A 24888-nucleotide genomic window follows, 5' to 3' on the forward strand; every position below is an offset into this window, starting at 1 on the left:
GGGAGCCCACATGGGCAATCACAAGATCGAGATTCGCCGCAGTAACGTCGAAAAAATCCTCCTCGGCGCGGAAAAGGTCTTCGCCGAAAAAGGTTTCGGCAGCACCGCCATGGCCGACATCGCCGCGGAGGTGCAACTGCCGCGTTCCAATCTGCATTACTACTTCAGCACCAAGAGTGAGTTGTACAGCGCGGTGCTGTTTGATCTGCTGGAAGTGTGGAAGCAGGACGCATTGTGCTTCGAGATGTTCGATGACCCGCGGGTGGTGCTCAGCAGCTATATCCGCGCCAAGATGAACCACTCGCGCAGCCGGCCGTATGGCTCGAAAGTCTGGGCCAATGAAATCATTCATGGTGCGCCGACGCTGGGTGAGGCGCTGGATGTCAGCCTGTATGACTGGGCGAAGATGAAAGAAGCGAAGATCCGCCAGTGGGTCGAGGACAAGCGCATCTTGCCGGTGGAGCCGTCGAGCCTGCTGTACATGATCTGGGCGTCGACCCAGCATTACGCCGACTTTGATCATCAGGTGAATATCCTGAACGATCACCAGCCGCTGTCGGATATGCAATTCGAGCGGGCGGTGCAGACGGTGACGAGTGTGATTTTGCGCGGGATCGGGTTGGAGCCCTAGCGCAAAAGATCGCAGCCTTCGGCAGCGCCTACAGAGATTGTGTAGGAGCTGCCGAAGGCTGCGATCTTTTGATTTTGAATCAGACCGCAACGTGATACGGATTCCTCGGATCATGATTCCAGTCCAGAAACGGCTTGCCCGTCTCCATCGGCACCATCTCGATGCAGTCCGCTACCGGGCAGGTGATCTGGCACAGATTGCAGCCGACGCACTCATCATCGATCACTTCATATTTATGCGTGCCATCGGCCTCGCGAACACTGCTGATCGCCTGATGTGAAGTGTCCTCGCAAGCAATATGGCAACGCCCGCAACCAATGCAAGCCTCCTGATCGATCTTCGCAATCACCTGATAGTTGATGTCTAGGTACTTCCAGTCCGTGGTGTTGCCCACCGCACGCCCGGAGAACTCGGCGATGCTGGCGTAACCCTGACTGTCCATCCATCGTGACAGACCGTCCTTCATCTCCTCGACAATCCGAAAACCATGCAGCATCGCCGCCGTGCACACCTGCACCGCGCCGCTGCCCAGCGCCATGAATTCCGCTGCATCACGCCAACTGCCGATGCCGCCGATGCCGCAGATCGGCAGGCCCTGGGTCAGTGGATCGCGGGCAATTTCCGCAACCATGTTCAGCGCAATCGGTTTCACCGCAGAGCCGCAGTAACCGCCGTGGGTGCTCTTGCTGCCGACGGTGGGCAGGGCGACCATGTGTTCCAGATCGACGCTGGTGATCGAGTTGATGGTGTTGATCAGTGACACCGCATCCGCACCACCGCGATGCGCCGCGCGGGCGGCAACGCGGATGTCGGTGATGTTTGGCGTCAGCTTCACGATCACCGGCAGCGAGCAGTAAGTCTTGCACCAGCGCGTCACTTGTTCGACGTACTCGGGCACCTGACCGACCGCCGCACCCATGCCGCGCTCGGGCATGCCGTGGGGGCAGCCGAAGTTGAGTTCGATGCCATCGGCCCCGGTGGCTTCCACCAGCGGCAGAATGTATTTCCACGATTCCTCAACGCACGGCACCATCAGCGACACGATCATCGCCCGGTCCGGCCAATCCTTTTTCACCTGAGTGATTTCGCGCAGGTTGATCTCCAGTGAACGGTCGGTGATCAACTCGATGTTGTTGATGCCCAGCACTTCGCGGTTGTTGCCGTAGTGTGCCGAGTAACGCGACGACACGTTGACCGCCGCCGGATCCTCGCCCAAGGTTTTCCAGACCACGCCGCCCCAGCCCGCCTCGAAGGCGCGGACCACGTTGTAGGCTTTGTCGGTCGGCGGCGCGGAGGCCAGCCAGAATGGGTTAGGGGCTTTGATGCCGGCGAAGACTATCGATAGATCGGCCATTTACGCAGCCTCCACGTTAAGCATCAGTTGAGCGTTGATCGCCTCGGCGGCGAGTTTGCCGTGTTGCACCGCTTGCACCGTCAGGTCCTGATCGAGGCTGGTGCAGTCGCCACCGGCATACACGCCGGGAATGCTGGTGCGCAGGTTTTTATCGACCTGAATCCGTTCGCCCTGACGCTTGAGTTCACGGGCCATCGGGTCGGCGAGGGCGCTGCCGTCGAAGGACTGACCGATGGCTTTGAAGATCGCATCGGCCGCCAGGTCGAAGGTTTCCCCGGTGGTTTGAAGGCGACCGTCGACCAGATCCGTGCGAGCGAAACGCATGCCGCGCACGCGGCCCTGATCATCGAGCAGCACCTCTTCCGGTTGCGCCCAGGTCAGCAGGCGCACTTGATTGGCTTTGGCGATGTCCTGCTCATGGCCGGTTGCGCCCATGTCCGCTGCGCCGCGGCGATACACCAGATTCACATCGCGAGCACCGAGGCGAGCCATTTGCACCGCCATGTCGATCGCAGTATTGCCGGCGCCAAGGACGATGCAGCGCTCGGCCAGCGGCAGTTGCGTCAGGTCATCGGCCTGACGCAGTTCGCGGATGTAGTCGGTGGCCGCGAGCAGGCCGGGGGCGTCTTCGTGGGCCAGGCCAAGTTGTTTGCTGGCGTTGAGGCCGAGGCCGAGGAACACCGCATCGAACTGTTGATGCAATTCACTGAGGGTCAGGTTTTCGCCGAGTTTTTGCCCATGGCGGATTTCGATGCCGCCGATTTGCAGGAGGAAATCCAGTTCCTTCTGCGCGTAATCGTCGACCAGTTTGTACTTGGCGATCCCGTATTCATTGAGCCCGCCAGCCTTTTCCCGCGCCTCGAAAATCACCACATCGTGACCGTGCATGGCGCTGCGATGGGCGCAGGACAAACCCGCCGGCCCGGCGCCCACCACCGCGATGCGCTTGCCGGTCGCAGCGGCGCGCTGGAACGGGTGTTCGGTGAAGTGTGCGTTGTCCACGGCGTAGCGTTGCAACAGGCCGATCAGCACCGGTGCGCATTCCTGGGCGTTGTTGCGCACGCAGGCTTGCTGGCAGAGGATTTCGGTCGGACAGACCCGCGCGCAACTGCCGCCGAGGATGTTCGCCGAAAGGATTTTCTGCGCGGCACCGGGCACGTTGTCCTGATGGATGTTGCGGATGAACGAGGGAATATCGATCTCGCTCGGGCACGCATTGACGCACGGCGCGTCATAGCAATACAGGCAACGCGATGCTTCCAGATGGGCCTGGCGATCGTTCAGCGGCGGCGCCAGATCGGTGAAATGACCAGCGAGGGCGGCCGCGCTTTCGTGCGGGTGGGGGAGATGGTTCAGGGTCTCGATCACGGTTTTTTGCCTCACGGTTTGCTGCCTCTGACGGGCATTGGCCAAATCTCTGTAGGAGCTGCCGAAGGCTGCGATCTTTTGATCTTGCTTCTGAAAACCAAAATCAAAAGATCGCAGCCTTCGGCAGCTCCTACACGGGGTATGCATTTCAAATGTGGGAGCGAGCCTGCTCGCGAAGGCCGAAGGCCGCTTTCAGCGTTTCACAGCTGTCGGCTTATGTTGCTCAGCCCGCTTGCTCAGCAAATCAAACACCGCCGGATACGCCGGCCGTTCGATGTACCGTCCGGCACCCCGTTCGGCGCGCAAGTCGCCATCGGCCCAGACCACACGGCCCTGGCTGACGGTATGGCTCGGTACACCGCGCACGGTCTTGCCTTCGAAGATGTTGAAGTCCACCTGCTGATGGTGGGTCTTGGCGGAAATGGTGCGCGTGCCTTGCGGGTCCCACAGCACCAGATCGGCATCGGCGCCGACGCGAATCGCGCCTTTGCGTGGGTAGAGATTGAAGATCTTCGCGGTGTTGGTGGAGGTCAGCGCGACAAAATCCTGCATCGAAAAACGCCCGGTATTGACCCCTTCATCCCATAACAGCGCCATGCGGTCTTCGATGCCGGCAGTGCCGTTGGGGATCTTGCTGAAGTCGTCGCGCCCGGCGGCTTTTTGCTCGGCGCAGAAACAGCAGTGGTCGGTGGCGGTGGTGTGCAGATTGCCGTTTTGCAGGCCATGCCACAGCGCTTCCTGATGGCCGCGTGGACGAAACGGCGGACTCATCACGTAACCGGCGGCGGTCTGCCAGTCCGGATGTTGGTAGACGCTGTCATCCAGCAATAGATGGCCGGCCAGAACCTCGCCGTAAACCGGTTGGCCCTTGCTGCGCGCATAGGTGATTTCGTCGAGGGCTTCCTTGGTCGAAACGTGCACCAGATACAGCGGCGTGCCGATTGTTTCAGCAATGCGAATGGCCCGACTCGCCGCTTCACCTTCAACCTGCGAAGGACGAGACAGTGGATGTGCTTCCGGCCCGGTGATGCCCTGGGCCATCAATTTGCGTTGCAGGTGATAAACCAGCTCGCCGTTTTCTGCGTGCACGGTCGGCACCGCGCCGAGTTCCAGACAGCGCTCGAAACTCGCCACCAGCGTGTCGTCGGCGGCCATGATCGCGTTTTTATAGGCCATGAAATGCTTGAAGCTGTTGATCCCGTGATGGCTGACCAGTTCGGCCATTTCCTCGCGTACCTGCTCGCTCCACCAGGTGATCGCGACATGGAAGCCGTAGTCCGACGCCGATTTTTCCGCCCAGCCGCGCCACTGATGAAACGCCTCCATCAACGACTGCTGCGGATTGGGAATCACGAAATCGATGATCGAGGTGGTGCCGCCGGCCAGACCCGCAGCGGTGCCGCTGAAGAAGTCTTCGCTGGCCACGGTGCCCATGAACGGGAGTTGCATATGAGTGTGTGGGTCGATGCCGCCGGGCATCAGGTATTGACCGCTGCCGTCGAGCACTTCAGCGCTGGCGGGAACATCAAGGTTTTCACCGATGGCTTTAATCACGCCGTCAGCGCAATAGACGTCGGCGCGATAACTTTCATCATGGGTAACAACGGTGGCGCCACGGATCAACAGAGACATTCCGAGTTCCTCGCAGGCATGACCGACTTGTGCCGGTTCTAAATGTTTTATTGATGTACAGCGGCGAAGGGCGTATTCCTGTCATCGCTGTCAGGAATAGAAACTAGACTCAGTTTTACAATAGATCAAGATTATTTTTTATAAGCTTATATCTTAATTAAATTACTGATAATTAAAGAAAAATAATCAAAATCACCAAAATGGTGAGCCTGCTCACCATTTTGACGCACTTGACAGGATGGAAATATGGTCAAGATTTCTTATGTGAAATCAGCCGCTTGAAGTTGAGCTGCGGTTGATCGCTCATCAACAAAAAAAGTGCAGTGCACCAGTTTGAGTCCTGTCTGTTCGGACAACTAGCCAAGCGTTTAGCCTGAGCGCCCAGACAAGTTTCCGAAGGCTCACCCGGTGAATAATTAAAATCGAGCAATATCAGAAAGTTGCAATGCGTTTAATGCACGGCCCGAGCGCTGAGCGGTACACCCGGCACGTTTATTGATGCCGCCGCTGACACCATGGCCGGTGCATGAAAGTTGTCAGTTCCTCCGGCCATCGTCCGGCTCGCGCCCCATGCGCCAGCCGCCTGATGAGCAAAAAATAATCAGAAGAACAGTGGAGCGGCCATGCAACAGATCAGATCGCAAGTGACCGAGCGCGACGGCTTGTTTGAGCTTGAAGCCGGCAGCGACGTCCTCGACAGTCCCCGTTACAACCACGACATGGCACCGACCAAGGTGCGCGAACGAACCTGGAACAAATGGCACATCACCGCATTGTGGGTAGGCATGGCGATCTGCGTGCCGACCTACACCCTGGGCGGCGTGCTCACGGCGTATTTCGGCCTGAGCGTCGGTGAAGCGCTGTTGGCGATTCTGTTTGCCAACGTCATCGTCCTGATTCCGCTGACGCTGAATGCTTTTCCCGGCACCAAGTACGGCATTCCGTTTCCGGTATTGTTGCGTTCATCGTTCGGCATTCTCGGTTCCAACGTGCCGTGCCTGATTCGCGCACTGGTCGCGTGCGGTTGGTTCGGCATTCAGACGATGTTTGGCGGACTGGCCATTCACCTGTTTCTCGGCTCGGTATTCGAGGGCTGGAAATCCCTTAGCGGCACCGGCGAAGTGATCGGTTTCATGATCTTCTGGGCGCTGAACCTGTGGGTGGTGATCCGCGGTGCCGAGTCGATCAAGTGGCTGGAAACCTTGTCTGCGCCGCTGCTGGTCGCGGTCGGTATCGGCCTGCTGGTGTGGGCGATGCCCAATGTGTCGATGACCGAACTGCTGGCGATCCCGCCCAAGCGTCCTGAAGGTGCGAGCGTGGTCAGTTACTTCGCTGCCGGGCTGACGGCGATGGTCGGCTTCTGGGCAACGTTGTCGCTGAACATTCCTGACTTCAGTCGCTACGCCAAGAGCCAGAAGGATCAGATTGTCGGGCAGATCATTGGCCTGCCGCTGACCATGTTCCTGTTCGCCTCCCTCGGCGTGATCATGACGGCCGCGTCAGTGAAACTGGTCGGCGTGACGGTTGCTGACCCGGTCACCCTGATCGGCCACATCCAGAGCCCGGTATGGGTCGCGGTGGCGATGGCGTTGATCATCATCGCCACGTTGTCGACCAACACCGCTGCCAACATCGTTTCGCCAACCAACGACTTTCAGAACATCGCGCCTAAGGTCATCAACCGCACCAAAGCAGTGTTGCTGACCGGGCTGGTGGGGCTGGTGTTGATGGCCCATGAGCTGTTGAAAAAACTCGGCCTGATCGTCTCCGACGTCAGCCTCGAAACCGTGTATTCCAACTGGCTGCTGGGCTATTCGAGCCTGCTCGGGCCGATCGCCGGGATCATGGTGGTGGATTATTTCCTGATCAAGAAACAACAACTGGACCTGGCCGGGTTGTATCGCGACGACGTTTACCCAGCGTGGAACTGGGCCGGGTTCGTCGCGTTTGGTGTGCCGGTGGTGCTGACCTTGCTGTCGCTGGGCAGTGATGCGTTCAGCTGGTTTTACAGCTACGGCTGGTTCACTGGCTCGGCGTTGGGTGGAATCATTTATTACGGGTTGTGCGTGATGCGAGCGCAGCCTTCAGTCGTGAAATCGGCGGTGTGAGGGAGGGCCTCATCGCTGGCAAGTCGAATCGTCGCACCGCAGCTCCTACAGGTATTTGAGTGAACACATATTTTGTGTACGACTTGATCTCGTGGGAGCTGGCTTGCCAGCGATGGCGGTCTCACAAACGCCACAGCAATATCCATAAGAAAAGCAGCCTGAGGAGATCCCCATGAACGCAGCTGTAGACGTTCTGCAATCGACCCATCAGCACATCAACCGCGACCGCTTGTGGGCGTCGTTAATGGAGCTGGCCAAGCTCGGCGCCACGGTCAAGGGCGGTGTCTGTCGCCTGGCCCTGACCGACCTCGACCGCCAGGCCCGCGACCTGTTTGTGCAGTGGTGCAAGGACGCCGGGTGCAGCGTCACGGTCGATGAGGTCGGCAACATCTTCGCCCGCCGCGCTGGGCGCAATTCGAGCCTGCCACCGGTGATGACCGGCAGCCATATCGACACGCAACCCACCGGCGGCAAGTTCGACGGCTGCTTCGGTGTACTCGCCGGTGTCGAGGTGTTGCGCACCCTTAACGACCTCGGCGTGGAAACCGAAGCGCCGCTGGAAGTGGTGGTCTGGACCAACGAAGAAGGCTCGCGTTTCGCGCCGTGCATGATGGGTTCTGGCGTGTTCGCGGAAAAATTCACCCTCGAAGAAACCCTCGCCAAAGTCGATGCCGATGGCGTCACCGTTGGCCAAGCACTGAATTCAATCGGCTATGCAGGGCCGCGAAAAGTGAGCGGGCACAAGGTCGGCGCCTATTTCGAGGCGCACATCGAACAAGGTCCGATTCTGGAAGACGAACATAAAACCATCGGCGTGGTGCTCGGCGCGCTGGGGCAGAAGTGGTTCGACCTCAAGCTGCGCGGAGTCGAAGCCCATGCCGGGCCAACCCCGATGCACCTGCGCAAGGACGCATTGGTCGGCGCCTCGGTCATCGTCGGCGCCGTCAACCGCGCCGCCCTCGGCCATCAACCCCACGCCTGCGGCACGGTCGGTTGCCTGCAAGCCTATCCGGGGTCGCGCAACGTCATCCCTGGCGAAGTGCGCATGACCCTCGACTTCCGCCATCTGGAACCGGCGCGCCTGGACTCGATGATCGCCGAAGTGAAGCAGGTCATCGAGGCCACCTGCGAAGAGCACGGCCTGACCTATGAACTGACCCCGACAGCCGACTTCCCGCCGCTGTACTTCGAAAAGGGCTGCGTCGACGCCGTGCGCAGTGCCGCCAAGGGTCTGGGCTTGTCGAACATGGACATCGTCAGCGGCGCCGGCCACGACGCGATTTTCCTCGCTGAACTGGGGCCTGCCGGGATGATCTTCGTACCGTGCGAAGGGGGCATCAGCCACAACGAAATCGAAAATGCCGCACCGGATGATCTGGCGGCGGGGTGCGCAGTGTTGCTGCGGGCGATGCTGGCGGCTTCGGCGATGGTGGCGGGGGGTAAAGTCGCAGCCTGAAGATTGCGCGCTGGACCCATCGCGCAAGGCCGTCGGTTTTGGTGTTGCGAGGGCAGGCCCCATCGCTGGCAAGCCAGCTCCCACAGGTTCGATGTTGTTCACCAGAATCGGATGCACAACCGATCCCTGTGGGAGCTGCCAGCGATGGGGCCCTGACAACAAAAACTCCCTGCCCGATAATCCTCAGCGATTCAACACATCCCCCATCCACTGCAAATATTCCCCCCGCCCGGAAATCGAGTTGTGCCCCGAATCCGGCACAACCTTGAGCAGCGCAACACCTTTGGGGAAACTGCCCAGCAATCGCTCGGTGCTGGCGCGGGGAATGACCTCGTCATCACTCGCCGCCAGCAGCAACGTCGGCACGCGGATGTGCGCGGCGTACTTGCCTGACTCGAAGCGATCCTTTAGCAACCACTTCACCGGCACCCATGGGTATTGCCGCGCGGCGATTTCTTCGAGGCTGTTGTAGGGCGTTACCAGAATCAACTGCTGCACCGGGCGTTGACTGGCCAGGCGAACGGCGACACCCGAGCCCAGGCTGCGTCCGACCACGGCGATCTGTGTGTGGCTGGCATACACCTGATCGAACAATGCCAAGGCATCTTCGGCAATCGCCTCTTCGGATGGCGAACCACCGCTGCCGGCGAAGCCTCGGTAATTGAGCAGGTACAACGCGTACTCGGGAAAGGCTTGGGCGAACTCCGGCAAATTGCGCGACACGTCCTCGGCATTGCCGCCGAAATAGATCAACGCACGCGGGCCGACGCGTTCGCGAGTGGTGACCCAGATATCCGCGTCCGGCATCGACAGTTTCAGCCGCGAATCCAGCGAATCGACGGCGCCGGGCTGCGGAAAATAGATCAGCGAGCGCTGGAAAACGAACAGCGCCGCGCACAGCACCAGGTACGCGGCGACGATCAATGCGACGAGTGACATCAGGGTTCGGGACATTCGGCTACTTTTAACGGGGTATGAAGGTTTGCTGTCGCAGTGTAGTCCAGCGGATGCAAGCGGCAGCCTGCGCACACAACGTGCAACAGATCCACGCTGCAGGGGAACCAGCATGAGCCACACTGAGGGTTACTCCCGTCGCCGATTGCTCACCCTGGCTGCCGGCGTTTCGGCGGTGTTCACCTTTGATCGGGCGTTGGCCACTGCCACGTCGTCCGCCGCTTCCGGAGGCCAAGCCATGCAGACCCGCGCCATCCCATCAAGCTCCGAGTCCCTGCCCGTGGTGGGCCTGGGCACCTATCGCGGCTTCGACGTCGCGCCGGGGGATCCGGCCTACCGGCAATTGCCGGTGGTGCTCGAGGAACTGTTCGCCAAGGGTGGCACGGTGGTCGACAGTTCACCCATGTATGGCCGCGCCGAAGAAACAACCGGTGAGCTGCTGTCGATCCACGAACCACGTTCGCCGGCGTTTCTGGCGACCAAGGTATGGACACGGGGGCGCAAGGAGGGCATCGCGCAGATGGAGCAGTCGTTCAGCCTGTTGCGTACCGAGCGTATCGACCTGATGCAGATTCACAATCTGCTCGACTGGCAAACCCACCTGCCAACCCTGCGCGAATGGAAGGAGCAGGGACGCATTCGCTACATCGGCATCACTCATTACACGTCGTCCGCTTATGACGAAGTCGAAGCAGTGCTGAAAGCCGAGCAACTGGACTTCCTGCAAATCAACTATGCCCTCGATGATCGTGGCGTGGAAAAACGCATCCTGCCGCTGTGCCGCGAGCGCGGTGTGGCGGTGATTTGCAACCGGCCGTTTGGTGGCGGAGAGTTGTTGGGAAGGCTCAAGGGCAAGCCGCTGCCCGCGTGGGTGTCGGATGTGCAGGTGAGCAGTTGGCCGCAGTTGGCGCTGAAATTTTTGCTGGCGCACCCGGCGGTCACTTGCGTGATTCCCGGCACCGGTAATCCGCGCTACATGGCGGATAACGTCAAGGCCGGGTTCGGGCCGACGCTCACCGATGCGCAGCGTCATCAGTTGATTGCGTTGGTGAGTTAGTTTTCACCGCGAAATCGCAACGCCTCCAGCAACAGCGCAAATGCCGGTGCCGCCTGACGCCGGCTCGGGTAGTAGAGGTGATAACCGGCAAACGTCGGGCACCAGTCTGCCAGCACCTGCACCAGGCGTCCTTCCGCCAGCAAAGGCGCGACGAGGTTTTCCGGGATGTAGCTCAAGCCGAAGCCGTCCAGTGCGGCATCGAGCAACGGATAGACGCCGTTCAAGGTGATTTGCCCGGACACCCGCACGTTCAGGCTTTCGCCGTCCTTTTCGAATTCCCAGGTGTACAGCCCGCCGTTGGTGGGCAGGCGCAGATTGTTGCAGGCGTGCCCGGTCAGATCGCGTGGGGTGTCTGGTGCTGAACGAGTGGCAAAGTAGGCCGGCGAACCGACGACGGCCATGCGCATGTCCGGGCCGATGCGGGTGGCGATCATGCCTTGGGCAACGTCTTCACCCAGACGCACGCCGGCATCGAAACCCTGGCCTGCGATATCGACGAAACCGTAGTCGCAGCAGACCTCCACGGCGATGTCCGGGTATTGCGGCAGGAATGTTTTGAGCACCGGGCGCAGCAGCCAGTCCAGCGAGTGGTCGGTGGCGCTGATGCGGATCTTGCCCGCCGGGGTTTCACGCAGGTTGCTCAAGGCGGCGAGTTCCTGCTCGATCTCCTCGAAGCGAGGGCCGACGGTTTGCAGCAGATGTTCGCCGGCTTCGGTGGGGGAGACGCTGCGGGTTGTGCGGGTCAGCAGACGCAGGCCGAGGCGTGTTTCCAGTGCGCGAATGGTATGGCTGAGCGCCGATTGCGAGACGCCGAGCTTGGCCGCGGCTTTGGTAAAACTGCGCTCGCGCGCCACCGCTAGGAAAGCGAGCAGGTCGCTGGCGTTTTCACGAAGCATTGATTAGTTTCCTGCATAAGTTTTTTCAGATTCTAGTCGATTATCTGAACAGTACGGCCCGGTAGAGTGAACGCATGTCTCGTGCAGGCGCTGCCGCAGGCTGCGATCTTTTGACGTCGTTTTTAGAATCAAGATCAAGAGATCGCAGCCTGCGGCGGCTCCTACAGGGGGATTCAATCATTTTTCTGGAGAATGCAATGAACCCGATTGCTGCCTCTGCGCTGACCCTTTCCTTGCTCGCTGGCGAGGTTCAAGCCAATGAACCCGTGCGTGTGACCGTGACCCCCAACGGTTCGCAACCCTCGGCCAAGGGGCCGGCAGATTGGTTCACCGGGACCGTACGCGTCGATGCGCCGTTCAAGGGCACCGACGAGGCACGAGTCAGCGGCGCCACCGTCACCTTTGAGCCCGGCGCACGCACGGCGTGGCACACCCATCCGTTGGGTCAGACGCTGATTGTTACTGCCGGTTCAGGTTTTGTGCAGGAATGGGGCCAGCCGATTCGCGCGATTCGCCCCGGCGACACGGTGTGGATCGCACCGGGGGCCAAGCATTGGCACGGCGCAGCACCGACGACGGCGATGACGCATATCGCCATTGCTGAAATGCTGGACGGTCGTGTGGTGGAGTGGATGGAGCAGGTGAGTGAGGCGCAATATCCGCGCACCGAGTAACCCGATGACCCTCACCCCAGCCCTCTCCCAGTGGGAGAGGGTTAGGGTGAGGGGCTCTTCAGGTCTTCAGATCATCGCCGGCAAGGAATCGAGAATCTTGTCCAGCGTGATCGGATACTCCCGCACTCGCGCTCCGGTGGCGTTGTAGATCGCATTGGCCAGCGCCGCACTCACCCCGCAAATCCCCAACTCACCCACACCCTTGGCTTTCATGGGTGAGGAAATCGGGTCGGTCTCATCAAGGAAAATTACCTCCTGATGCGGGATGTCGGCATGCACCGGCACTTCGTATCCGGCCAGATCATGGTTGACGAAGAAACCGAGTTTTTTATCGACCGCCAATTCCTCCATCAACGCCGCGCCAACGCCCATGGTCATGGCGCCGATCACCTGACTGCGCGCCGCTTTCGGATTGAGAATCCGCCCGGCCGCGCACACCGCGAGCATCCGCCGCACACGAACTTCGCCCGTCGCCGCATCCACCGCTACTTCGACGAAGTGCGCGCCAAAGGTTGACTGCTGATACTGCTTTTCGAGGTCGGCGAATTCGATGCTGTCTTCAGCCACCACCTCGCCATTTTTTGCCGCCTCTCGCAGCGCCACAGTTTTGCCGCCGACCCGCACCTGACCGTCAACAAACTCCGCCTGATCAGCCGCCATGCCCAGTTTGCCGGCGATCGCCTCACGCAGTTTCACGCACGCGGCATACACGCCGGCAGTCGAGCAATTGCCGCCAAACTGGCCGCCGGAACCCGCCGACACCGGGAAATTCGAATCGCCCAGTTGCACCACGACATCGTCGATGCCCACGCCCATCATTTCTGCGGCGGTCTGCGCGATGATCGTGTAGCTGCCGGTTCCGATGTCGGTCATGTCGGTTTCTACAGTGATCTTGCCATCACGCTCGAGCCGCACCCGCGCGCCAGACTTCATAAGCAGGTTGTTGCGGATCGCCGCGCCGACGCCCATGCCGATCAGCCAGCGACCTTCGCGACGGCTGCCGGGTTTGGCGTTGCGCTTGTCCCAGCCGAATTTTTCGGCGCCGGTTTGCAGACATTCGATCAAGCGTCGTTGCGAGAACGGGCGCTCGGTTTTTACCGGGTCGACCTGGGTGTCGTTGAGGATGCGGAACTGCACGGGATCGAGTTTGAGCTGTTCGGCCATTTCGTCCATGGCGATTTCCAACGCCATCAATCCCGGCGCTTCGCCGGGTGCACGCATTGAGTTGCCTTCAGGCAGATCCAGCGGCGACAGACGCATGGTGACCAGACGATTTTGCGCCGCGTACAGCAACTGACTCGGCTGCGCCGCGACTTCGACCTTGCCCTCCGCGAGATTGCCCGACCAGCCTTCATGCGCGATGGCGGTGAGCTTGCCGTCCGCGGTGGCGCCCATGCGGATACGCTGGATAGTGGCGGGGCGATGCGTGGTGTTGTTGGCGACCTGTGGGCGGGCGAGGGCGACTTTCACCGGTCTGCCGGCCATGCGCGCACCGAGGGCCGCGAGGATCGCGTCAGCGCGAATAAACAGTTTGCCGCCGAAACCGCCGCCGATGTAGGGCGAGATCAAGCGGACTTTTTCCTTGGGCAGGCCGAGGGTTTCGGCAATGTCGCCGACGCTCCAGGCGATCATCTGGTTCGACGTCCACAGCGTCAGTTGGTCGCCTTTCCACGCGGCCAGGGTCGTGTGGGGTTCCATCATCGCGTGGGACTGGTCGGGGGTGGTGTAGGTCTGGTCGAATTGCACCGGGGCACCGGCGAACGCTGTCGCGAAATCGCCGTGGGTGACGTCGGGCATTTCTTCTTTCTGCTCGACGCCTTGGTCACGCACGCTGGCCAGATCGAACTCGCCTTTGCTCGCGACGTAATCGACCTTGACCAATTGTGCAGCGGCGCGGGCCTGCTCGAAGGTCTCGGCAACCACCAGTGCAACGGCCTGGTGATAGTGCTGAATCTCGGGCCCGGCTAACAAATGCGCGGCGTTGTACTGGCCTTTGCCAAGTTTGCCGGCATTGTCGGCGGTGACGATGGCCAACACACCGGGCGCAGCTTTTGCGTCGGCGAGATCAATGTGGCTGATGCGACCCTTGGCGATAGCCGAACCGACCATGAAACCGTAGGCCTGATCGGCCACGGCTTCATGCTGTTCGTAAGCGTAAGGCGCCTGGCCGCAAGTTTTCAGCTTGCCTTCGATACGATCTGTCGGCTTGCCGATCACCTTCAATTGATCGATCGGGTTGGTTGTGGCGGGCGTGTCGAATTTCATGCTTCTTCCCTCGCTTGCGCCAACACCGAACCGAGCGTGCGCTCGACCAGGGTAAGTTTGAATTGGTTGTCGTGGGTCGGCGTGGCGCCGTCGAGCAAGCGTTCGCTGACGGCTTTTGCGCCCTTGGGCAGCAGCGCTTCAGCCGCTTCCACGCGCCACGGTTTCGGCGCAATACCACCGACCGCGACGCGGCCGCTGCCGTCCTTTTGCAGGATCAAACCCACGGACACGAGGGCAAAGGCGTACGAGGAACGATCGCGTACCTTGTGATAAATGTGCGTGCCACCCACCGGCGCAGGCAACGTCACGGCCGTGATGAATTCGCCGGCACCGAGGCTGGTTTCGATGTTCGGCGTGTTGCCCGGCAACAGGTGGAAATCGGCCATGGCGATGCTGCGGGTGCTGCCGTCGGGTTTCACCGTTTCAATCTGCGCATCTAAGGCGCGCATCGCAATCGCCATGTCGCTCGGGTGCGTGGCGATACAGGCGTCGCTGACGCCGATGATCCCCAACTGCCGGGTGACCCCGCCAATTGCCGAACAGCCACTGCCTGGATTGCGTTTGTTGCAGGCCTGATTTGTGTCGTAGAAGTACGGGCAGCGGGTGCGTTGCAACAGGTTGCCGGCGGTGGTCGCCATGTTGCGCAGCTGTCCGGAAGCACCGGCGAGCAAGGCGCGGGACAGCAGCGCATAGTCTTTTCTGACCCGGGCGTCGGCCGCCAGATCGGTGTTGCGCACCAGCGCGCCGATGCGCAAACCGCCCTCGGGCGTGGCTTCGATCGTGTCGAGGCCCAGGTGGTTGACGTCGATCAGGTGCAGCGGGGTTTCGATGTCGAGTTTCATCAGGTCGAGCAGGTTGGTGCCGCCGGCGATGAACTTCGCGCCTTCGATCTGCGCCGCTTGCGCAGCTGCGGCAGGGGAGTCGGCACGGCTGTAATTGAACAGTCTCATGCCGGCACCTCCGCGACTTCAGTGATGGCTTCGATGATGTTCGAGTAGGCGCCGCAGCGGCAGATATTGCCGCTCATGCGCTCCTGGAATTCGGAAGCGATCAGTTGTGGCGACTCGGTCAGGCTGGGGCTGACGTGGCTGGGAATGCCGTCGCGGATTTCCTTGATAACGGCGACTGCCGAGCAGATCTGCCCCGGCGTGCAGTAACCGCATTGATAGCCATCATGCTTGATGAACGCGGCTTGCATCGGGTGCAGGTTGTCCGGCATGCCGAGGCCTTCGATGGTGGTGATCTCACTGCCTTCGTGCATCACCGCCAGCGTCAGGCATGAGTTGATCCGCCGACCATCGGCGATCACCGTGCAGGCACCGCACTGGCCGTGGTCGCAGCCTTTTTTGCTGCCGGTCAGGTGCAGGTGTTCACGCAAGGCGTCGAGCAGGGTGGTGCGGTTGTCGACTTCAAGGGACTGAGGTTTGCCATTCACTTGAATGGTCACTTTGTTCATGGCCGGTTGCTCCAGGTTGGCGGCGTAGGCCTTGAGGCTGATGAATGGCGGCATCGCGAACGCCGTTGCGGTGACGGCGCCGAGAATCATAAATTTACGTCGGGAAATCGGCATGGTTCGATTCCTATTTCTCTCAATCAGGCGGCAGGTTTGCGAAAGGCCCATAGGGGCATGCCGGCATGTTTGCCAGTCTCGGTCTAGGAGTGACCGCTGGAGGGAGGAAAAGGTTTTTGCGGATTTTCGCTATAGAGTTATTTACTCAGCTCATGAATCGCCATATACGCAAATCCCCTGTAGGAGCTGCCGAAGGCTGCGATCTTTTGACTTTGCGCTTTTAAGATCAAAATCAAAAGATCGCAGCCTTCGGCAGCTCCTACACGGGTGCGTTTAGTGGCCGCCGACGACCATGTGGGTGAATGGTGAAACGTAGGCCTGCAACGTCACCAACCCGCCCACCAGAATCGCCAGCACAATCGAGTGGAAGAACACGTAGCGCAGAATCTCGCCCTCATGCCCATACCAACGGGTTGCCGTGGATGCGACCACAATAGACTGCGCATCGACCATTTTGCCCATCACCCCACCGGAACTGTTGGCCGCTGCCATCAGCACCGGGCTGATGCCAAGTTGTTCCGCCGTCACCCGTTGCAGTCCGCCGAACAGCACGTTGGACGCGGTGTCGGAGCCGGTCAGTGCCACCCCGAGCCAGCCGAGCAGGGTGCCGAACATCGGGTAGAAAATCCCCGTCGCCGCGAACGCCAGGCCCATGGTTGCGTCCAGGCCTGAGTAGCGCGTGAGGAACCCCAGCGCCAGCATCGCCGCGATGGTGATCAGCGAAAAACGTACCACCCACAGCGTGCGCAGGTATTGCTTGATCAGTTGCGGGATCGAATAGCCCATCAGTAAACCGCCGACAATCGCCGCCAGTAAAATTCCGCTGCCGGTGCTGGTCAACCAGGTGAACTTGTAGACCGCCTCTTCGGTTTTCGGCGCAGGCACCACAGGCGGCACCTTCTCGACCTGTTGATGCAGCGTCGTGAACACGATGGCCGGGGCGAAGATCGGATTGGCCTCGCGCATCGGTTTGCCTTGCGGATCGAGTTTGGCTGATTGCGTGACCGGATCAATTGCCGGCCGAGTGTCGAACAGGTTCTTGAAACCCTGCGTGCCCCAAGCGAACACGAACACTGTGAGGATGAACCACGGCATCCACGCGCGCATCACGGCCGGGCGCGCCTGGTCGCTGAATGCGGCGCTGGCGGTGACTTTTTCTTCATCGACCCTGGAGTTGTCGACCCGACCGGACAGCGCCGCCGAGGTGTGAATGGTCGCCGGTTTCCAGACCTTCAGGAACAGCGTCAGGCAGGCCATGGAAATCAACGCGGCGATCACGTCCACCAACATCGGGCCGTGGTAGTTCGATACCAGAAACTGCGGCACGGCGAAGCTGACCCCGGCCACCAGAATCGCTGGCCAGACCTCGAGCATCTTGCGCCACCCGGCGAACGCCCAGATCAGCCAGAACGGCACCAGCACCGAGAAGAATGGCAGTTGCCGACCGACCATCATCGACAGCTCCATCTCGTCCAGTCCGGTGACTTTGGCGAGTGTGATGATCGGTGTGCCGAGTGCGCCGAAAGCCACCGGCGCAGTGTTGGCGATCAGTGCCAGGCCAGACGCGGCCAGCGGCGAAAAACCGAGGCCGATGAGGATTGCCCCGGTCACCGCCACCGGCGTACCGAAGCCTGCCGCACCTTCGAAGAAAGCACCGAAGCAAAAGGCGATCAGCAGCAACTGCAAACGGCGATCATCGGTGATCCGCGCCAGCGAATCCTGCAGCACTTTGAACGAGCCGTTCTCGGTGGTCAGGCGATGCAGAAAGATGATGTTGAGCACGATCCAGCCGATCGGCAGCAAGCCATTGGCTGCACCGAACAGTGCTGCCGAACCGGCCATGGAGGCGGGCATGCCGAACGCAAAGATCGAGATCAACAGCGCTGAAGCCAGTGCCAGCAGCGCCGCCAGATGCGCTTTGACGTGAAAGAACGCCAGCGCCGCCAGCATCACCACCACCGGGACGGCGGCCATGAGCGTGGAGATCACCGGATTGCCAAACGGGTCGTAGATTTGCTGCCATACCATGGTCCACCTCTGCTTTTTGTTATTGAGGGTGCAGATCCATTGCATGGGGTTGGGCTGCAAGCAGTATAGGTGGCATCTCGCCGCTGTTCGGGATGGGCGGACGAGGCGATAAACGGTCATTAGTGGCCACTGAATCATCCCTGGTTTACCCGGTCGTATTGACGGCTGCGCGCACCGCGACCTGAAGGCGAGGGCGGCGTGGCCGATTCCGTCGTCAAGACCTTGGTTTTAGGGATGTGTTGAATGAAGCGCGCTACAACGATGCTGCTGACCGTTACCGCCGCCGTATTGCTCGGCGGCTGTGTGGCGGATTTTGATGATGACCACCGCCACGGCCGGCATTACGACCGCGACCATGGGCGCCATTACGACAATGACCGGCGCTGGGACGACCGCGATGACGACCGCCGCGATGGCCGTCGCTATCACCGCGATCGGGATGATGATTGATTGAACACAAGAGGGCGTTCCCGCAAAGGAACGCCCTCGATCATTGGCCCTCAGTCATCAAATAAAACGAGCGCTCGCCTGGACGCGGGAACGCGCAGGCACAGAGGCCTCGAGATCCAGCAAATGGGTGGCGAGAATGTCGCTCAGAAAGCGGAACTGATCGTTGATGCCGACCACTTCATTGCTGAAATGATTGGTCGCGGCGGGCATCAGCAGATCTTCGAAATCTTCGTTGAACACCAGTGATTGTGCCTTGTGCGACACAGGTTGTTGGTCGTAGTAGTTGCTGCCGAACACCGGAAAACTCACGGAGAGTGCGATGGTGTGAATCATGATGTGAACTCCTCGTTGCGGTTCGGATGTGGCCATCGTGCCCTGCGTGGGCGGCAGACGGAAGGTGATCGTCGCAATGGTGAATATCGACGGCATTGATGGTCGAGTTTTGCGGCGCTTTGGCTGGCCCCATCGCTGGCAAGCCAGCTCCCACAGTGATCTTCGGTGAATACAAATTCAGGAACGACGCGAAACCTGTGGGAGCTGGCTTGCCAGCGATGCGGCCAGAACATCCAGCAACACCGCCGACTGACCCACCTATACTCAAATCTGCTCCCTCCTCATTTAAAGGACACACCCACCGTGAGCCTGCGTGCGCTGGTCGTCGCCGCGCTGTTTTTGCTGGCCGGCTGCGCCACGTCGGCCCGGGCTCCGGTGACCGCTGTGCAGGCTGTGGTGGTGTCGCCCGCGACCTGGCAACAGATCGACCGCGAAATCGTCAACGCATCGCAGCAAGCCACCGAGCAGGTCAAGTTGTTCGCCCGGGGCTCGATGGAACATTGGCGCACTCGCGTCTATCAGCAAACTGAAGAAAATTTCATTCCGTGGTTCAGCAGCTACTGGACCCAGGAATGGCTGTCGATGAAGGTCAGTTGGTACTCGATCAGCGCCGGTGACGAGCAGGATGCCTCGGCCAAGCGCCTGGCGACGTATCTGCTTGATCAGTATCAGAAAAGGGTGCTTGCGCCGGTCGCGGTGGAGGTAGACCCGGATGCGATCCTGGGCCAGGCCACGGCGTTCTATGCAGAGCTGATGGCTCGGCAGATGCCGCTCATCGCCCAGCGTCACCGCGTGCCAATTGCCCAGCTCAACGGTCGTTTGCAGAAGATCCCGGCCATTGCCCTCGGACCACCGCCGGCGCGGGATGCCTCGCTGTACAAAGTCATCAGCACCGAACCGTTGAACAGCCTGCCGGCGTACGCGGCTCTGATCGACAAGATTCACACCGACGGCGGCGCCAGAGGCATCGCGTCGACCGACGCCGGCATGGCACCCGTCGCCAAGCGGGCGAGCCAGCGTATGGAGGCGGAAATGGCTCCCCGCGGTGCTGCCAGTGCAGTCGCGGCAGCGGCGGGCAAACTGGCCGGGGCGATGATTTCCGTCGGCGTGATGGGCATCCGCGCGATCCTCCAGGCCAACGACCGGCCCGACAGTGAGGCGCTGATACGCAGCAGCCTGGGCAACACCTTCGATAAGGCCTGGCTGAAACTGGTGCAGAACCCGACCACTGGCGTGATGGCCGGCACGCTGCACATGGCCGGGCAGGTCGAGCGCAATCTCGGTGGGCTTGATGAGCCGTCGGTCGGGTTTGGGGCGCATCGTGTCGAATGGCGTCCGCCGGAATCGACTACCCGGCAGATCGAACCCAACGTACCAGGAGAATGATCATGGCTTACATCGATATTTTTGTAGCGCCGGTCCCGACCGCCAATCGCGAGCAGTACAAAAAGCACGCTGAAATCGCAGCGGTGATCTTCAAGGAATACGGCGCCCTGAGCGTGGCCGAATGCTGGGGCGATGATGTGCCGGACGGCAAGCTCACCTCGTTCCCGATGGCGGTAAAACTCAAGGAAGGTGAAACCGTCGCGTCCGGCTGGCTGATCTGGCCCGACAAGGCCACTCGCGATACCGGCATGGCGAAAATGATGGAAGACCCGCGCATGCAACCGGACGTCAACCCGATGCCGTTTGATGGACAGCGGATGATCTTCGGCGGCTTCCAGTACCTCATCGAACCTTGAAAAAAACCCAGCAGGGGTGAGCCTGCTCGCGATAGCGGTGTGTCAGCCAGCACCTATTTCAACGGACCCACCGCTATCGCTGGCAAGCCAGCTCCCACAGGCTTCGCGGTGTTCGTCCCTCAGGTTTCTGTGTGATGGTTTCGATGGTGAATACACCGCAGATCCCTGTAGGAGCTGCCGAAGGCTGCGATCTATTGATCTTGCCCTAAAAACAAGATCAAAAGATCGCCGCCTCGTTTCACTCGACAGCTCCTACATAGAGGGCGGGGCTTGGGGTCACTCTGCGGAGGGGGTGATTCGGCAGCCTTTTCGGTTGCGGATCTGCTCGTCCGTCGGGCGTTCGCGGACGAATTCAAAACGTGGCTCACCCTCGCTGTAATGCACCAGCCAGCCCCATTCCAGCTCGGTTTCATCCTGCCCGGGATTGGGTGGTCGTGCCCACCACGGTTCTTTGCTGAGGACCTCGCGCATGGCGGCCTCCGGTTGATGGCAATCCTTGAACTATAGACCGGTGTCGCGAGTCGTCAGATCAGGCTGTGTAGAATCACGCCGATCACCAGAAACGAAGGAGCCCGGCCATGACCGATGACGCGCACAGGGATGAACCCTCCAAACGCCTGTTTTTTGCGCTGGACTGCCCACCGGCACAGCGTAAGGCGATTGCGCAGTGGCGCGCGGAGTTGCGTCTGAGAACCGGCAAGTCAGTGCCGGCGGACAACTTTCATCTGACGCTGCTGTTTCTCGGCGCAGTGCCGCTGGCGCAGATCGGCGGAGTCTGTGAGGCGGCTGGCAAAGTGGGCACGCCGGGGCAAATGTTGCAGATTTCACTGGATCGCCTGCAGGTCTGGCACCGTGCCGGGGTGTTGGCATTGGCGCCGGATCAGGCTCCGCAAGCGTTGCTGCGATTAGCCTATGGGCTTGAACAGGCGATGCTGCCATTCGGTTTTGAAGAGACGGCCCACGAGTTTCGTCCGCACCTGACTCTGGCCCGTGACTACCGGGCGCCGGAGCCGGAATCGGCCACGCCGCCAGCGTTTTTCCTGCGTGCCGAGCGCTTTGCGTTGTTTGAATCGCACAAGGGCCGCTACCGGATTCTGCAGGATTGGCCACTGACGTGAGCCACAAAAAAAGGCGCCCGAGGGCGCCTGAAATTCACCTGAGCCGAGGGAGCCAGGTGAGGCCGTTCATATGCAGGGTGCAGCGGTGGTAAGGCGCTGCGTGAACGGAAAAGCAATAATTCTCAAACCACACAATTCCACTGTAGGAGCTGCCGAAGGCTGCGATCTTTTGCTTTTAAAGATCAAAAGATCGCAGCCTTCGTCAGCTCCTACACTGGGTAGTGGTTACTTGCCGAGTTTCACCCGCGTCCAGCCGCGAGTCATGATCCGCTGGGTCGCAATCGGCTGATCCGGCACCGCATACAGCGTCGCCATCACCGCTTGCGAGGGGTACGAGCCCGGGTCGTTACGGATCGCTTCGTCCACCAATGGCGTCGCCGCCGAGTTGGCGTTGCTGTAGCCGTTGCTGTTGGTGATCTCGGCGATGATGTCCGGACGCATCAAAAAGTCCATGAACAGATACGCATTGTCGACGTTCGCCGCATCACGCGGGATGGCGACCATGTCGTAGAAACTGCCTGCGCCTTCCTTGGGAATGCTGTAGTCGATCTTCACCTTGTTACCCGATTCCGCCGCGCGGGCCTTGGCCTGCAGGACGTCCCCGGAGTAACCGACCGCCACGCAGATATTGCCGTTGGCCAGGTCCGAGATGTACTTCGAGGAATGGAAATACGCCACGTTGGGGCGGATCTTCATGAACAGCGCTTCGGCTTCCATGATGTGCGCCTTGTCCTTGTCGTTCACCGGGTAACCCAGGTAGTGCAGCGCGGCCGGGATCATTTCGGTCGGCGAGTCGAGGAAACTGATGCCGCAGGCCTTCAGCTTTTCAGCGTTTTCCGGCTTGAACAGCAAGTCCCAGGAGTTGGTCGGAGCGTTGGCGCCGAGTACTTCCTTGACCTTGGCCGGGTTGAAACCGATGCCGATCGAGCCCCACATGTACGGGAACGCGTGAGCGTTGTCCGGATCACTGGCGGCGGCATTTTTCAGCAGCACCGGGTTGAGATTCTTCCAGTTCGGCAGCTTCGATTTGTCCAGCGGCTGATAGACGCCAGCCTTGATCTGCTTGGCCAGGAAACTGTTGGACGGCACGACGATGTCGTAGCCGGATTTGCCCGCCAGCAAGCGCGCCTCAAGGGTCTCGTTGCTGTCGAAGACGTCGTAGGTCACACGGATGCCGGTCTCGTCTTCGAACTTCTTGACGGTGTCCGGCGCGATGTAATCGGACCAGTTGTAAACACGCAGCACTTTGTCGTTGGCCTGGGCGCCCATGACGATTGCGCCCATTAAGGACAGTGTCAGCAGAGTCCTGCCAAACATTTTCATCGGTACAACTCCATTTTTTTTATTCAAAAACACAACACAAAAACCGAACAACTAACTCGACTCTTGTAGGAGCTGCGGCACGCTGCGATCTTTTGATCTTGCTTTTGATCTTAAAAAGCGCAAAGGCAAAAGATCGCAGCGTGCCGCAGCTCCTACAGGATTATGCGGTGGCTGCGCGTGGCGGTTGCTGCCACGACTCGTTCGCCGTCTGATCCATCGCTTCCTGAATCGCCCGCTTGCGATTGGCCTCAGCCTTGCGGCCGAAGTACCAGACCAGGAAAGTCACCAGCGACACCGCCAGCAGAATCAGACTCGCCACCGCGTTGATCTCCGGCTTCACGCCCAGACGCACCGCCGAGAACACTTCCATCGGCAGGGTGGTGGAGCCGGGGCCGGAGACGAAGCTCGCCAACACCAGGTCATCCAGCGATAAGGCAAACGACATCATCCCGCCCGCCGCCAGCGACGGCGCGATCATCGGAATGGTGATCAGGAAAAACACCTTGAACGGTTTCGCGCCCAGATCCATCGCCGCTTCTTCAATCGACAGGTCCAGTTCACGCAGGCGGGCGGAGACTACCACCGCCACATAGGCTGCACAAAACGTGGTGTGGGCGATCCAGATCGTGACAATGCCACGCTCCTGCGGCCAGCCGATCAGTTGCGCCATCGCCACAAACAGCAGCAACAACGACAGACCGGTGATCACTTCAGGCATCACCAACGGCGCGGTGACCAAGCCGCCAAACAGCGTGCGACCCTTGAAGCGCGTCACCCGAGTCAGCACGAACGCAGCCAGAGTACCGAGTGCCACAGCAGCAATCGCGGTGTAGCAGGCGATTTCCAGCGAGCGCACTACCGAACCCATCAATTGCGTGTTGTCGAGCAAACCGGTGTACCACTTGATCGACCAGCCGCCCCACACCGTCACCAGTTTCGAGGCGTTGAACGAGTAGATCACCAGGATCAGCATCGGCAGATAGATAAACGTCAGGCCGAAGATCAACATGAACTTTGCAAAACCGAAGCGTTTCATCCCCGTGCCTCCATCTCTTTGGCCTGGCTGCGGTTGAACAGCAGAATCGGCACAATCAGGATCAACAGCATCACCACCGCCAGAGCAGACGCCACCGGCCAGTCGCGGTTATTGAAGAACTCTTGCCACAGCACGCGACCGATCATCAGCGTCTCCGGGCCACCCAAAAGTTCGGGAATCACGAACTCGCCCACCACCGGAATGAACACCAGCATGCAGCCTGCGATGATGCCGTTCTTGGCCAGCGGTACGGTGATTTTCCAGAAGTTGTTGAAGTTGCTCGAACCCAGGTCCGACGCGGCTTCAAGCAGACTGCCGTCGTGCTTCACCAGGTTGGCGTACAGCGGCAACACCATGAACGGCAGGTAGGCGTAAACCACGCCGATATACACCGCCGTGTTGGTGTTGAGGATCTCGATCGAGTGATCGGTCAGGCCAGTCCACATAAGGAAGCTGTTGAGCAAACCGTTGTTGCTGAGAATGCCCATCCACGCGTAAACGCGGATCAGGATCGCGGTCCAGGTCGGCATCATGATCAACAGCAGCAGGACGTTTTGCGTTTCCTTGCCGGTCTTGGTGATCGCATAAGCCATCGGGAAGCCGATCACCAGGCACATCAGCGTGCTCAGCGCCGCGACCTTCAACGACCCGAGGTAGGCCGACAGATACAGCTCGTCTTCGCCGAGCATGGTGTAGTTGCCGATGTTCAGCAGCAGCTGGAATTTCTGTTCGGCGTAGGTGTAAATCTCCGAGTACGGCGGGATCGACAGCGCAGCTTCCGAGAAACTGATCTTCATCACCAGGAAAAACGGCAGCATGAAGAACAGGAACAGCCAGATGAACGGAATACCGATCACCAGTTTTCGGCCACTGGGCACCAGGCGCAGGAATTG

23 protein-coding genes are annotated in these 24888 nt (G+C 60.2%); 9 read left to right on the plus strand and 14 right to left on the minus strand.

Going from position 1 to position 24888, the window contains the following annotated elements:
• Positions 1–10: 10 nt before the first annotated feature.
• Positions 11–631, plus strand: coding sequence for a TetR/AcrR family transcriptional regulator (locus tag AB4P97_RS06845; protein WP_042559668.1), 621 nt, complete (start codon positions 11–13; stop codon positions 629–631).
• Positions 632–710: 79 nt separating this feature from the next.
• On the opposite strand, the gene preA is transcribed toward AB4P97_RS06845, so the two are convergent.
• The 3 genes from preA to hydA form a co-directional block, all read right to left on the minus strand.
• Positions 711–1985: an NAD-dependent dihydropyrimidine dehydrogenase subunit PreA gene (gene preA, locus AB4P97_RS06850; RefSeq protein WP_210705390.1), complete on the minus strand. Its 1275-nt coding sequence runs from the start codon at positions 1983–1985 to the stop codon at positions 711–713.
• Entirely contained in the window at positions 1986–3353 is a 1368-nt protein-coding gene (locus tag AB4P97_RS06855; RefSeq protein WP_395602289.1) for an NAD(P)-dependent oxidoreductase, read from the minus strand.
• Between the two features lie 192 nt (positions 3354–3545).
• Complete coding sequence (hydA, locus tag AB4P97_RS06860) at positions 3546–4985, minus strand: dihydropyrimidinase (protein ID WP_042559665.1); 1440 nt, start codon at positions 4983–4985, stop codon at positions 3546–3548.
• Positions 4986–5608: 623 nt separating this feature from the next.
• On the opposite strand from hydA, the gene AB4P97_RS06865 reads away from it, so the two are divergent.
• The gene (locus tag AB4P97_RS06865) at positions 5609–7093 is read left to right on the plus strand and encodes an NCS1 family nucleobase:cation symporter-1 (protein ID WP_395602290.1); all 1485 of its coding nucleotides are present in this window, start codon (positions 5609–5611) and stop codon (positions 7091–7093) included.
• Between the two features lie 172 nt (positions 7094–7265).
• Entirely contained in the window at positions 7266–8549 is a 1284-nt protein-coding gene (locus tag AB4P97_RS06870) for a Zn-dependent hydrolase (RefSeq protein WP_395602291.1), read from the plus strand.
• A 183-nt stretch (positions 8550–8732) separates the two neighbouring features.
• On the opposite strand, the gene AB4P97_RS06875 is transcribed toward AB4P97_RS06870, so the two are convergent.
• A complete protein-coding gene (locus tag AB4P97_RS06875) occupies positions 8733–9503 on the minus strand; it encodes an alpha/beta hydrolase (protein ID WP_395602292.1) in 771 nt (256 codons plus the stop codon).
• A gap of 112 nt (positions 9504–9615) precedes the next feature.
• Here AB4P97_RS06875 and AB4P97_RS06880 point away from each other — a divergent pair, with 112 nt between their 5' ends.
• On the plus strand, positions 9616–10560 hold the full coding sequence (locus tag AB4P97_RS06880) for an aldo/keto reductase (protein WP_181818475.1): 945 nt from the start codon (positions 9616–9618) through the stop codon (positions 10558–10560).
• Here the strand turns inward: AB4P97_RS06880 and AB4P97_RS06885 are convergent.
• Positions 10557–11456 (minus strand): LysR family transcriptional regulator, encoded by a 900-nt coding sequence (locus AB4P97_RS06885; RefSeq protein ID WP_210625018.1) that lies wholly within the window; start codon positions 11454–11456, stop codon positions 10557–10559. The two genes, AB4P97_RS06880 and AB4P97_RS06885, sit on opposite strands and share 4 nt — an antisense overlap.
• Positions 11457–11653: 197 nt before the next feature.
• On the opposite strand from AB4P97_RS06885, the gene AB4P97_RS06890 reads away from it, so the two are divergent.
• Entirely contained in the window at positions 11654–12130 is a 477-nt protein-coding gene (locus AB4P97_RS06890; protein ID WP_273875838.1) for a cupin domain-containing protein, read from the plus strand.
• 66 nt (positions 12131–12196) lie between these two features.
• Here AB4P97_RS06890 and paoC read toward each other — a convergent pair whose 3' ends face one another.
• From paoC to AB4P97_RS06910, 4 genes are all read right to left on the minus strand, one after another.
• The gene (paoC, locus tag AB4P97_RS06895; RefSeq protein WP_395602293.1) at positions 12197–14395 is read right to left on the minus strand and encodes an aldehyde oxidoreductase molybdenum-binding subunit PaoC; all 2199 of its coding nucleotides are present in this window, start codon (positions 14393–14395) and stop codon (positions 12197–12199) included.
• Positions 14392–15345: an FAD binding domain-containing protein gene (locus AB4P97_RS06900; protein WP_395602294.1), complete on the minus strand. Its 954-nt coding sequence runs from the start codon at positions 15343–15345 to the stop codon at positions 14392–14394. The genes paoC and AB4P97_RS06900 overlap by 4 nt, the downstream gene beginning before the upstream one ends.
• Positions 15342–15965, minus strand: a complete 624-nt coding sequence (paoA, locus tag AB4P97_RS06905; RefSeq protein ID WP_047300711.1) for an aldehyde dehydrogenase iron-sulfur subunit PaoA — start codon at positions 15963–15965, stop codon at positions 15342–15344. The genes AB4P97_RS06900 and paoA overlap by 4 nt, the downstream gene beginning before the upstream one ends.
• Before the next feature lie 273 nt (positions 15966–16238).
• Positions 16239–17993 carry an L-lactate permease gene (locus AB4P97_RS06910; protein WP_042558744.1) on the minus strand — a complete coding sequence of 585 codons (1755 nt, stop codon included), beginning with the start codon at positions 17991–17993 and terminating at the stop codon, positions 16239–16241.
• A gap of 243 nt (positions 17994–18236) precedes the next feature.
• Here AB4P97_RS06910 and AB4P97_RS06915 point away from each other — a divergent pair, with 243 nt between their 5' ends.
• Positions 18237–18443, plus strand: a complete 207-nt coding sequence (locus AB4P97_RS06915; protein WP_042558745.1) for a hypothetical protein — start codon at positions 18237–18239, stop codon at positions 18441–18443.
• 57 nt (positions 18444–18500) lie between these two features.
• Here AB4P97_RS06915 and AB4P97_RS06920 read toward each other — a convergent pair whose 3' ends face one another.
• Positions 18501–18776, minus strand: a complete 276-nt coding sequence (locus tag AB4P97_RS06920) for a hypothetical protein (protein ID WP_042558746.1) — start codon at positions 18774–18776, stop codon at positions 18501–18503.
• Between the two features lie 303 nt (positions 18777–19079).
• Here AB4P97_RS06920 and AB4P97_RS06925 point away from each other — a divergent pair, with 303 nt between their 5' ends.
• Positions 19080–20162 (plus strand): hypothetical protein, encoded by a 1083-nt coding sequence (locus AB4P97_RS06925; protein WP_395602295.1) that lies wholly within the window; start codon positions 19080–19082, stop codon positions 20160–20162.
• Between the two features lie 2 nt (positions 20163–20164).
• The gene (locus AB4P97_RS06930) at positions 20165–20518 is read left to right on the plus strand and encodes a DUF1428 domain-containing protein (RefSeq protein WP_042558747.1); all 354 of its coding nucleotides are present in this window, start codon (positions 20165–20167) and stop codon (positions 20516–20518) included.
• Between the two features lie 276 nt (positions 20519–20794).
• On the opposite strand, the gene AB4P97_RS06935 is transcribed toward AB4P97_RS06930, so the two are convergent.
• Positions 20795–20989 carry a hypothetical protein gene (locus AB4P97_RS06935; RefSeq protein WP_047300714.1) on the minus strand — a complete coding sequence of 65 codons (195 nt, stop codon included), beginning with the start codon at positions 20987–20989 and terminating at the stop codon, positions 20795–20797.
• 107 nt (positions 20990–21096) lie between these two features.
• Here AB4P97_RS06935 and thpR point away from each other — a divergent pair, with 107 nt between their 5' ends.
• Positions 21097–21636 (plus strand): RNA 2',3'-cyclic phosphodiesterase, encoded by a 540-nt coding sequence (gene thpR, locus AB4P97_RS06940; protein WP_042558748.1) that lies wholly within the window; start codon positions 21097–21099, stop codon positions 21634–21636.
• A gap of 225 nt (positions 21637–21861) precedes the next feature.
• Here the strand turns inward: thpR and AB4P97_RS06945 are convergent, their stop codons facing one another.
• The 3 genes from AB4P97_RS06945 to AB4P97_RS06955 form a co-directional block, all read right to left on the minus strand.
• Positions 21862–22959, minus strand: coding sequence for a polyamine ABC transporter substrate-binding protein (locus AB4P97_RS06945; protein ID WP_042558749.1), 1098 nt, complete (start codon positions 22957–22959; stop codon positions 21862–21864).
• Between the two features lie 160 nt (positions 22960–23119).
• Positions 23120–23995, minus strand: coding sequence for an ABC transporter permease subunit (locus AB4P97_RS06950; protein ID WP_042558750.1), 876 nt, complete (start codon positions 23993–23995; stop codon positions 23120–23122).
• On the minus strand, positions 23992–24873 hold the full coding sequence (locus tag AB4P97_RS06955) for an ABC transporter permease subunit (protein ID WP_164488122.1): 882 nt from the start codon (positions 24871–24873) through the stop codon (positions 23992–23994). The genes AB4P97_RS06950 and AB4P97_RS06955 overlap by 4 nt, the downstream gene beginning before the upstream one ends.
• Between the last annotated feature and the right edge of the window lie 15 nt (positions 24874–24888).

It is taken from the genome of Pseudomonas sp. A1230, from assembly GCF_044218825.1.
GTDB lineage: Bacteria > Pseudomonadota > Gammaproteobacteria > Pseudomonadales > Pseudomonadaceae > Aquipseudomonas > Aquipseudomonas iridis.

Coding starts and splice junctions, on each gene's coding strand:
- AB4P97_RS06945 (WP_042558749.1), bottom strand. CDS start 22,959: ATGAAAATGTTTGGCAGGACTCTGCTGACACTGTCCTTAATGGGCGCA.
- AB4P97_RS06885 (WP_210625018.1), bottom strand. CDS start 11,456: ATGCTTCGTGAAAACGCCAGCGACCTGCTCGCTTTCCTAGCGGTGGCG.
- paoA (WP_047300711.1), bottom strand. CDS start 15,965: ATGCCGATTTCCCGACGTAAATTTATGATTCTCGGCGCCGTCACCGCA.
- AB4P97_RS06870 (WP_395602291.1), top strand. CDS start 7,266: ATGAACGCAGCTGTAGACGTTCTGCAATCGACCCATCAGCACATCAAC.
- preA (WP_210705390.1), bottom strand. CDS start 1,985: ATGGCCGATCTATCGATAGTCTTCGCCGGCATCAAAGCCCCTAACCCA.
- AB4P97_RS06910 (WP_042558744.1), bottom strand. CDS start 17,993: ATGGTATGGCAGCAAATCTACGACCCGTTTGGCAATCCGGTGATCTCC.
- AB4P97_RS06950 (WP_042558750.1), bottom strand. CDS start 23,995: ATGAAACGCTTCGGTTTTGCAAAGTTCATGTTGATCTTCGGCCTGACG.
- AB4P97_RS06880 (WP_181818475.1), top strand. CDS start 9,616: ATGAGCCACACTGAGGGTTACTCCCGTCGCCGATTGCTCACCCTGGCT.
- AB4P97_RS06935 (WP_047300714.1), bottom strand. CDS start 20,989: ATGCGCGAGGTCCTCAGCAAAGAACCGTGGTGGGCACGACCACCCAAT.
- AB4P97_RS06845 (WP_042559668.1), top strand. CDS start 11: ATGGGCAATCACAAGATCGAGATTCGCCGCAGTAACGTCGAAAAAATC.
- AB4P97_RS06900 (WP_395602294.1), bottom strand. CDS start 15,345: ATGAGACTGTTCAATTACAGCCGTGCCGACTCCCCTGCCGCAGCTGCG.
- AB4P97_RS06890 (WP_273875838.1), top strand. CDS start 11,654: ATGAACCCGATTGCTGCCTCTGCGCTGACCCTTTCCTTGCTCGCTGGC.
- AB4P97_RS06930 (WP_042558747.1), top strand. CDS start 20,165: ATGGCTTACATCGATATTTTTGTAGCGCCGGTCCCGACCGCCAATCGC.
- AB4P97_RS06865 (WP_395602290.1), top strand. CDS start 5,609: ATGCAACAGATCAGATCGCAAGTGACCGAGCGCGACGGCTTGTTTGAG.
- AB4P97_RS06915 (WP_042558745.1), top strand. CDS start 18,237: ATGAAGCGCGCTACAACGATGCTGCTGACCGTTACCGCCGCCGTATTG.
- hydA (WP_042559665.1), bottom strand. CDS start 4,985: ATGTCTCTGTTGATCCGTGGCGCCACCGTTGTTACCCATGATGAAAGT.
- paoC (WP_395602293.1), bottom strand. CDS start 14,395: ATGAAATTCGACACGCCCGCCACAACCAACCCGATCGATCAATTGAAG.
- AB4P97_RS06920 (WP_042558746.1), bottom strand. CDS start 18,776: ATGATTCACACCATCGCACTCTCCGTGAGTTTTCCGGTGTTCGGCAGC.
- thpR (WP_042558748.1), top strand. CDS start 21,097: ATGACCGATGACGCGCACAGGGATGAACCCTCCAAACGCCTGTTTTTT.
- AB4P97_RS06875 (WP_395602292.1), bottom strand. CDS start 9,503: ATGTCCCGAACCCTGATGTCACTCGTCGCATTGATCGTCGCCGCGTAC.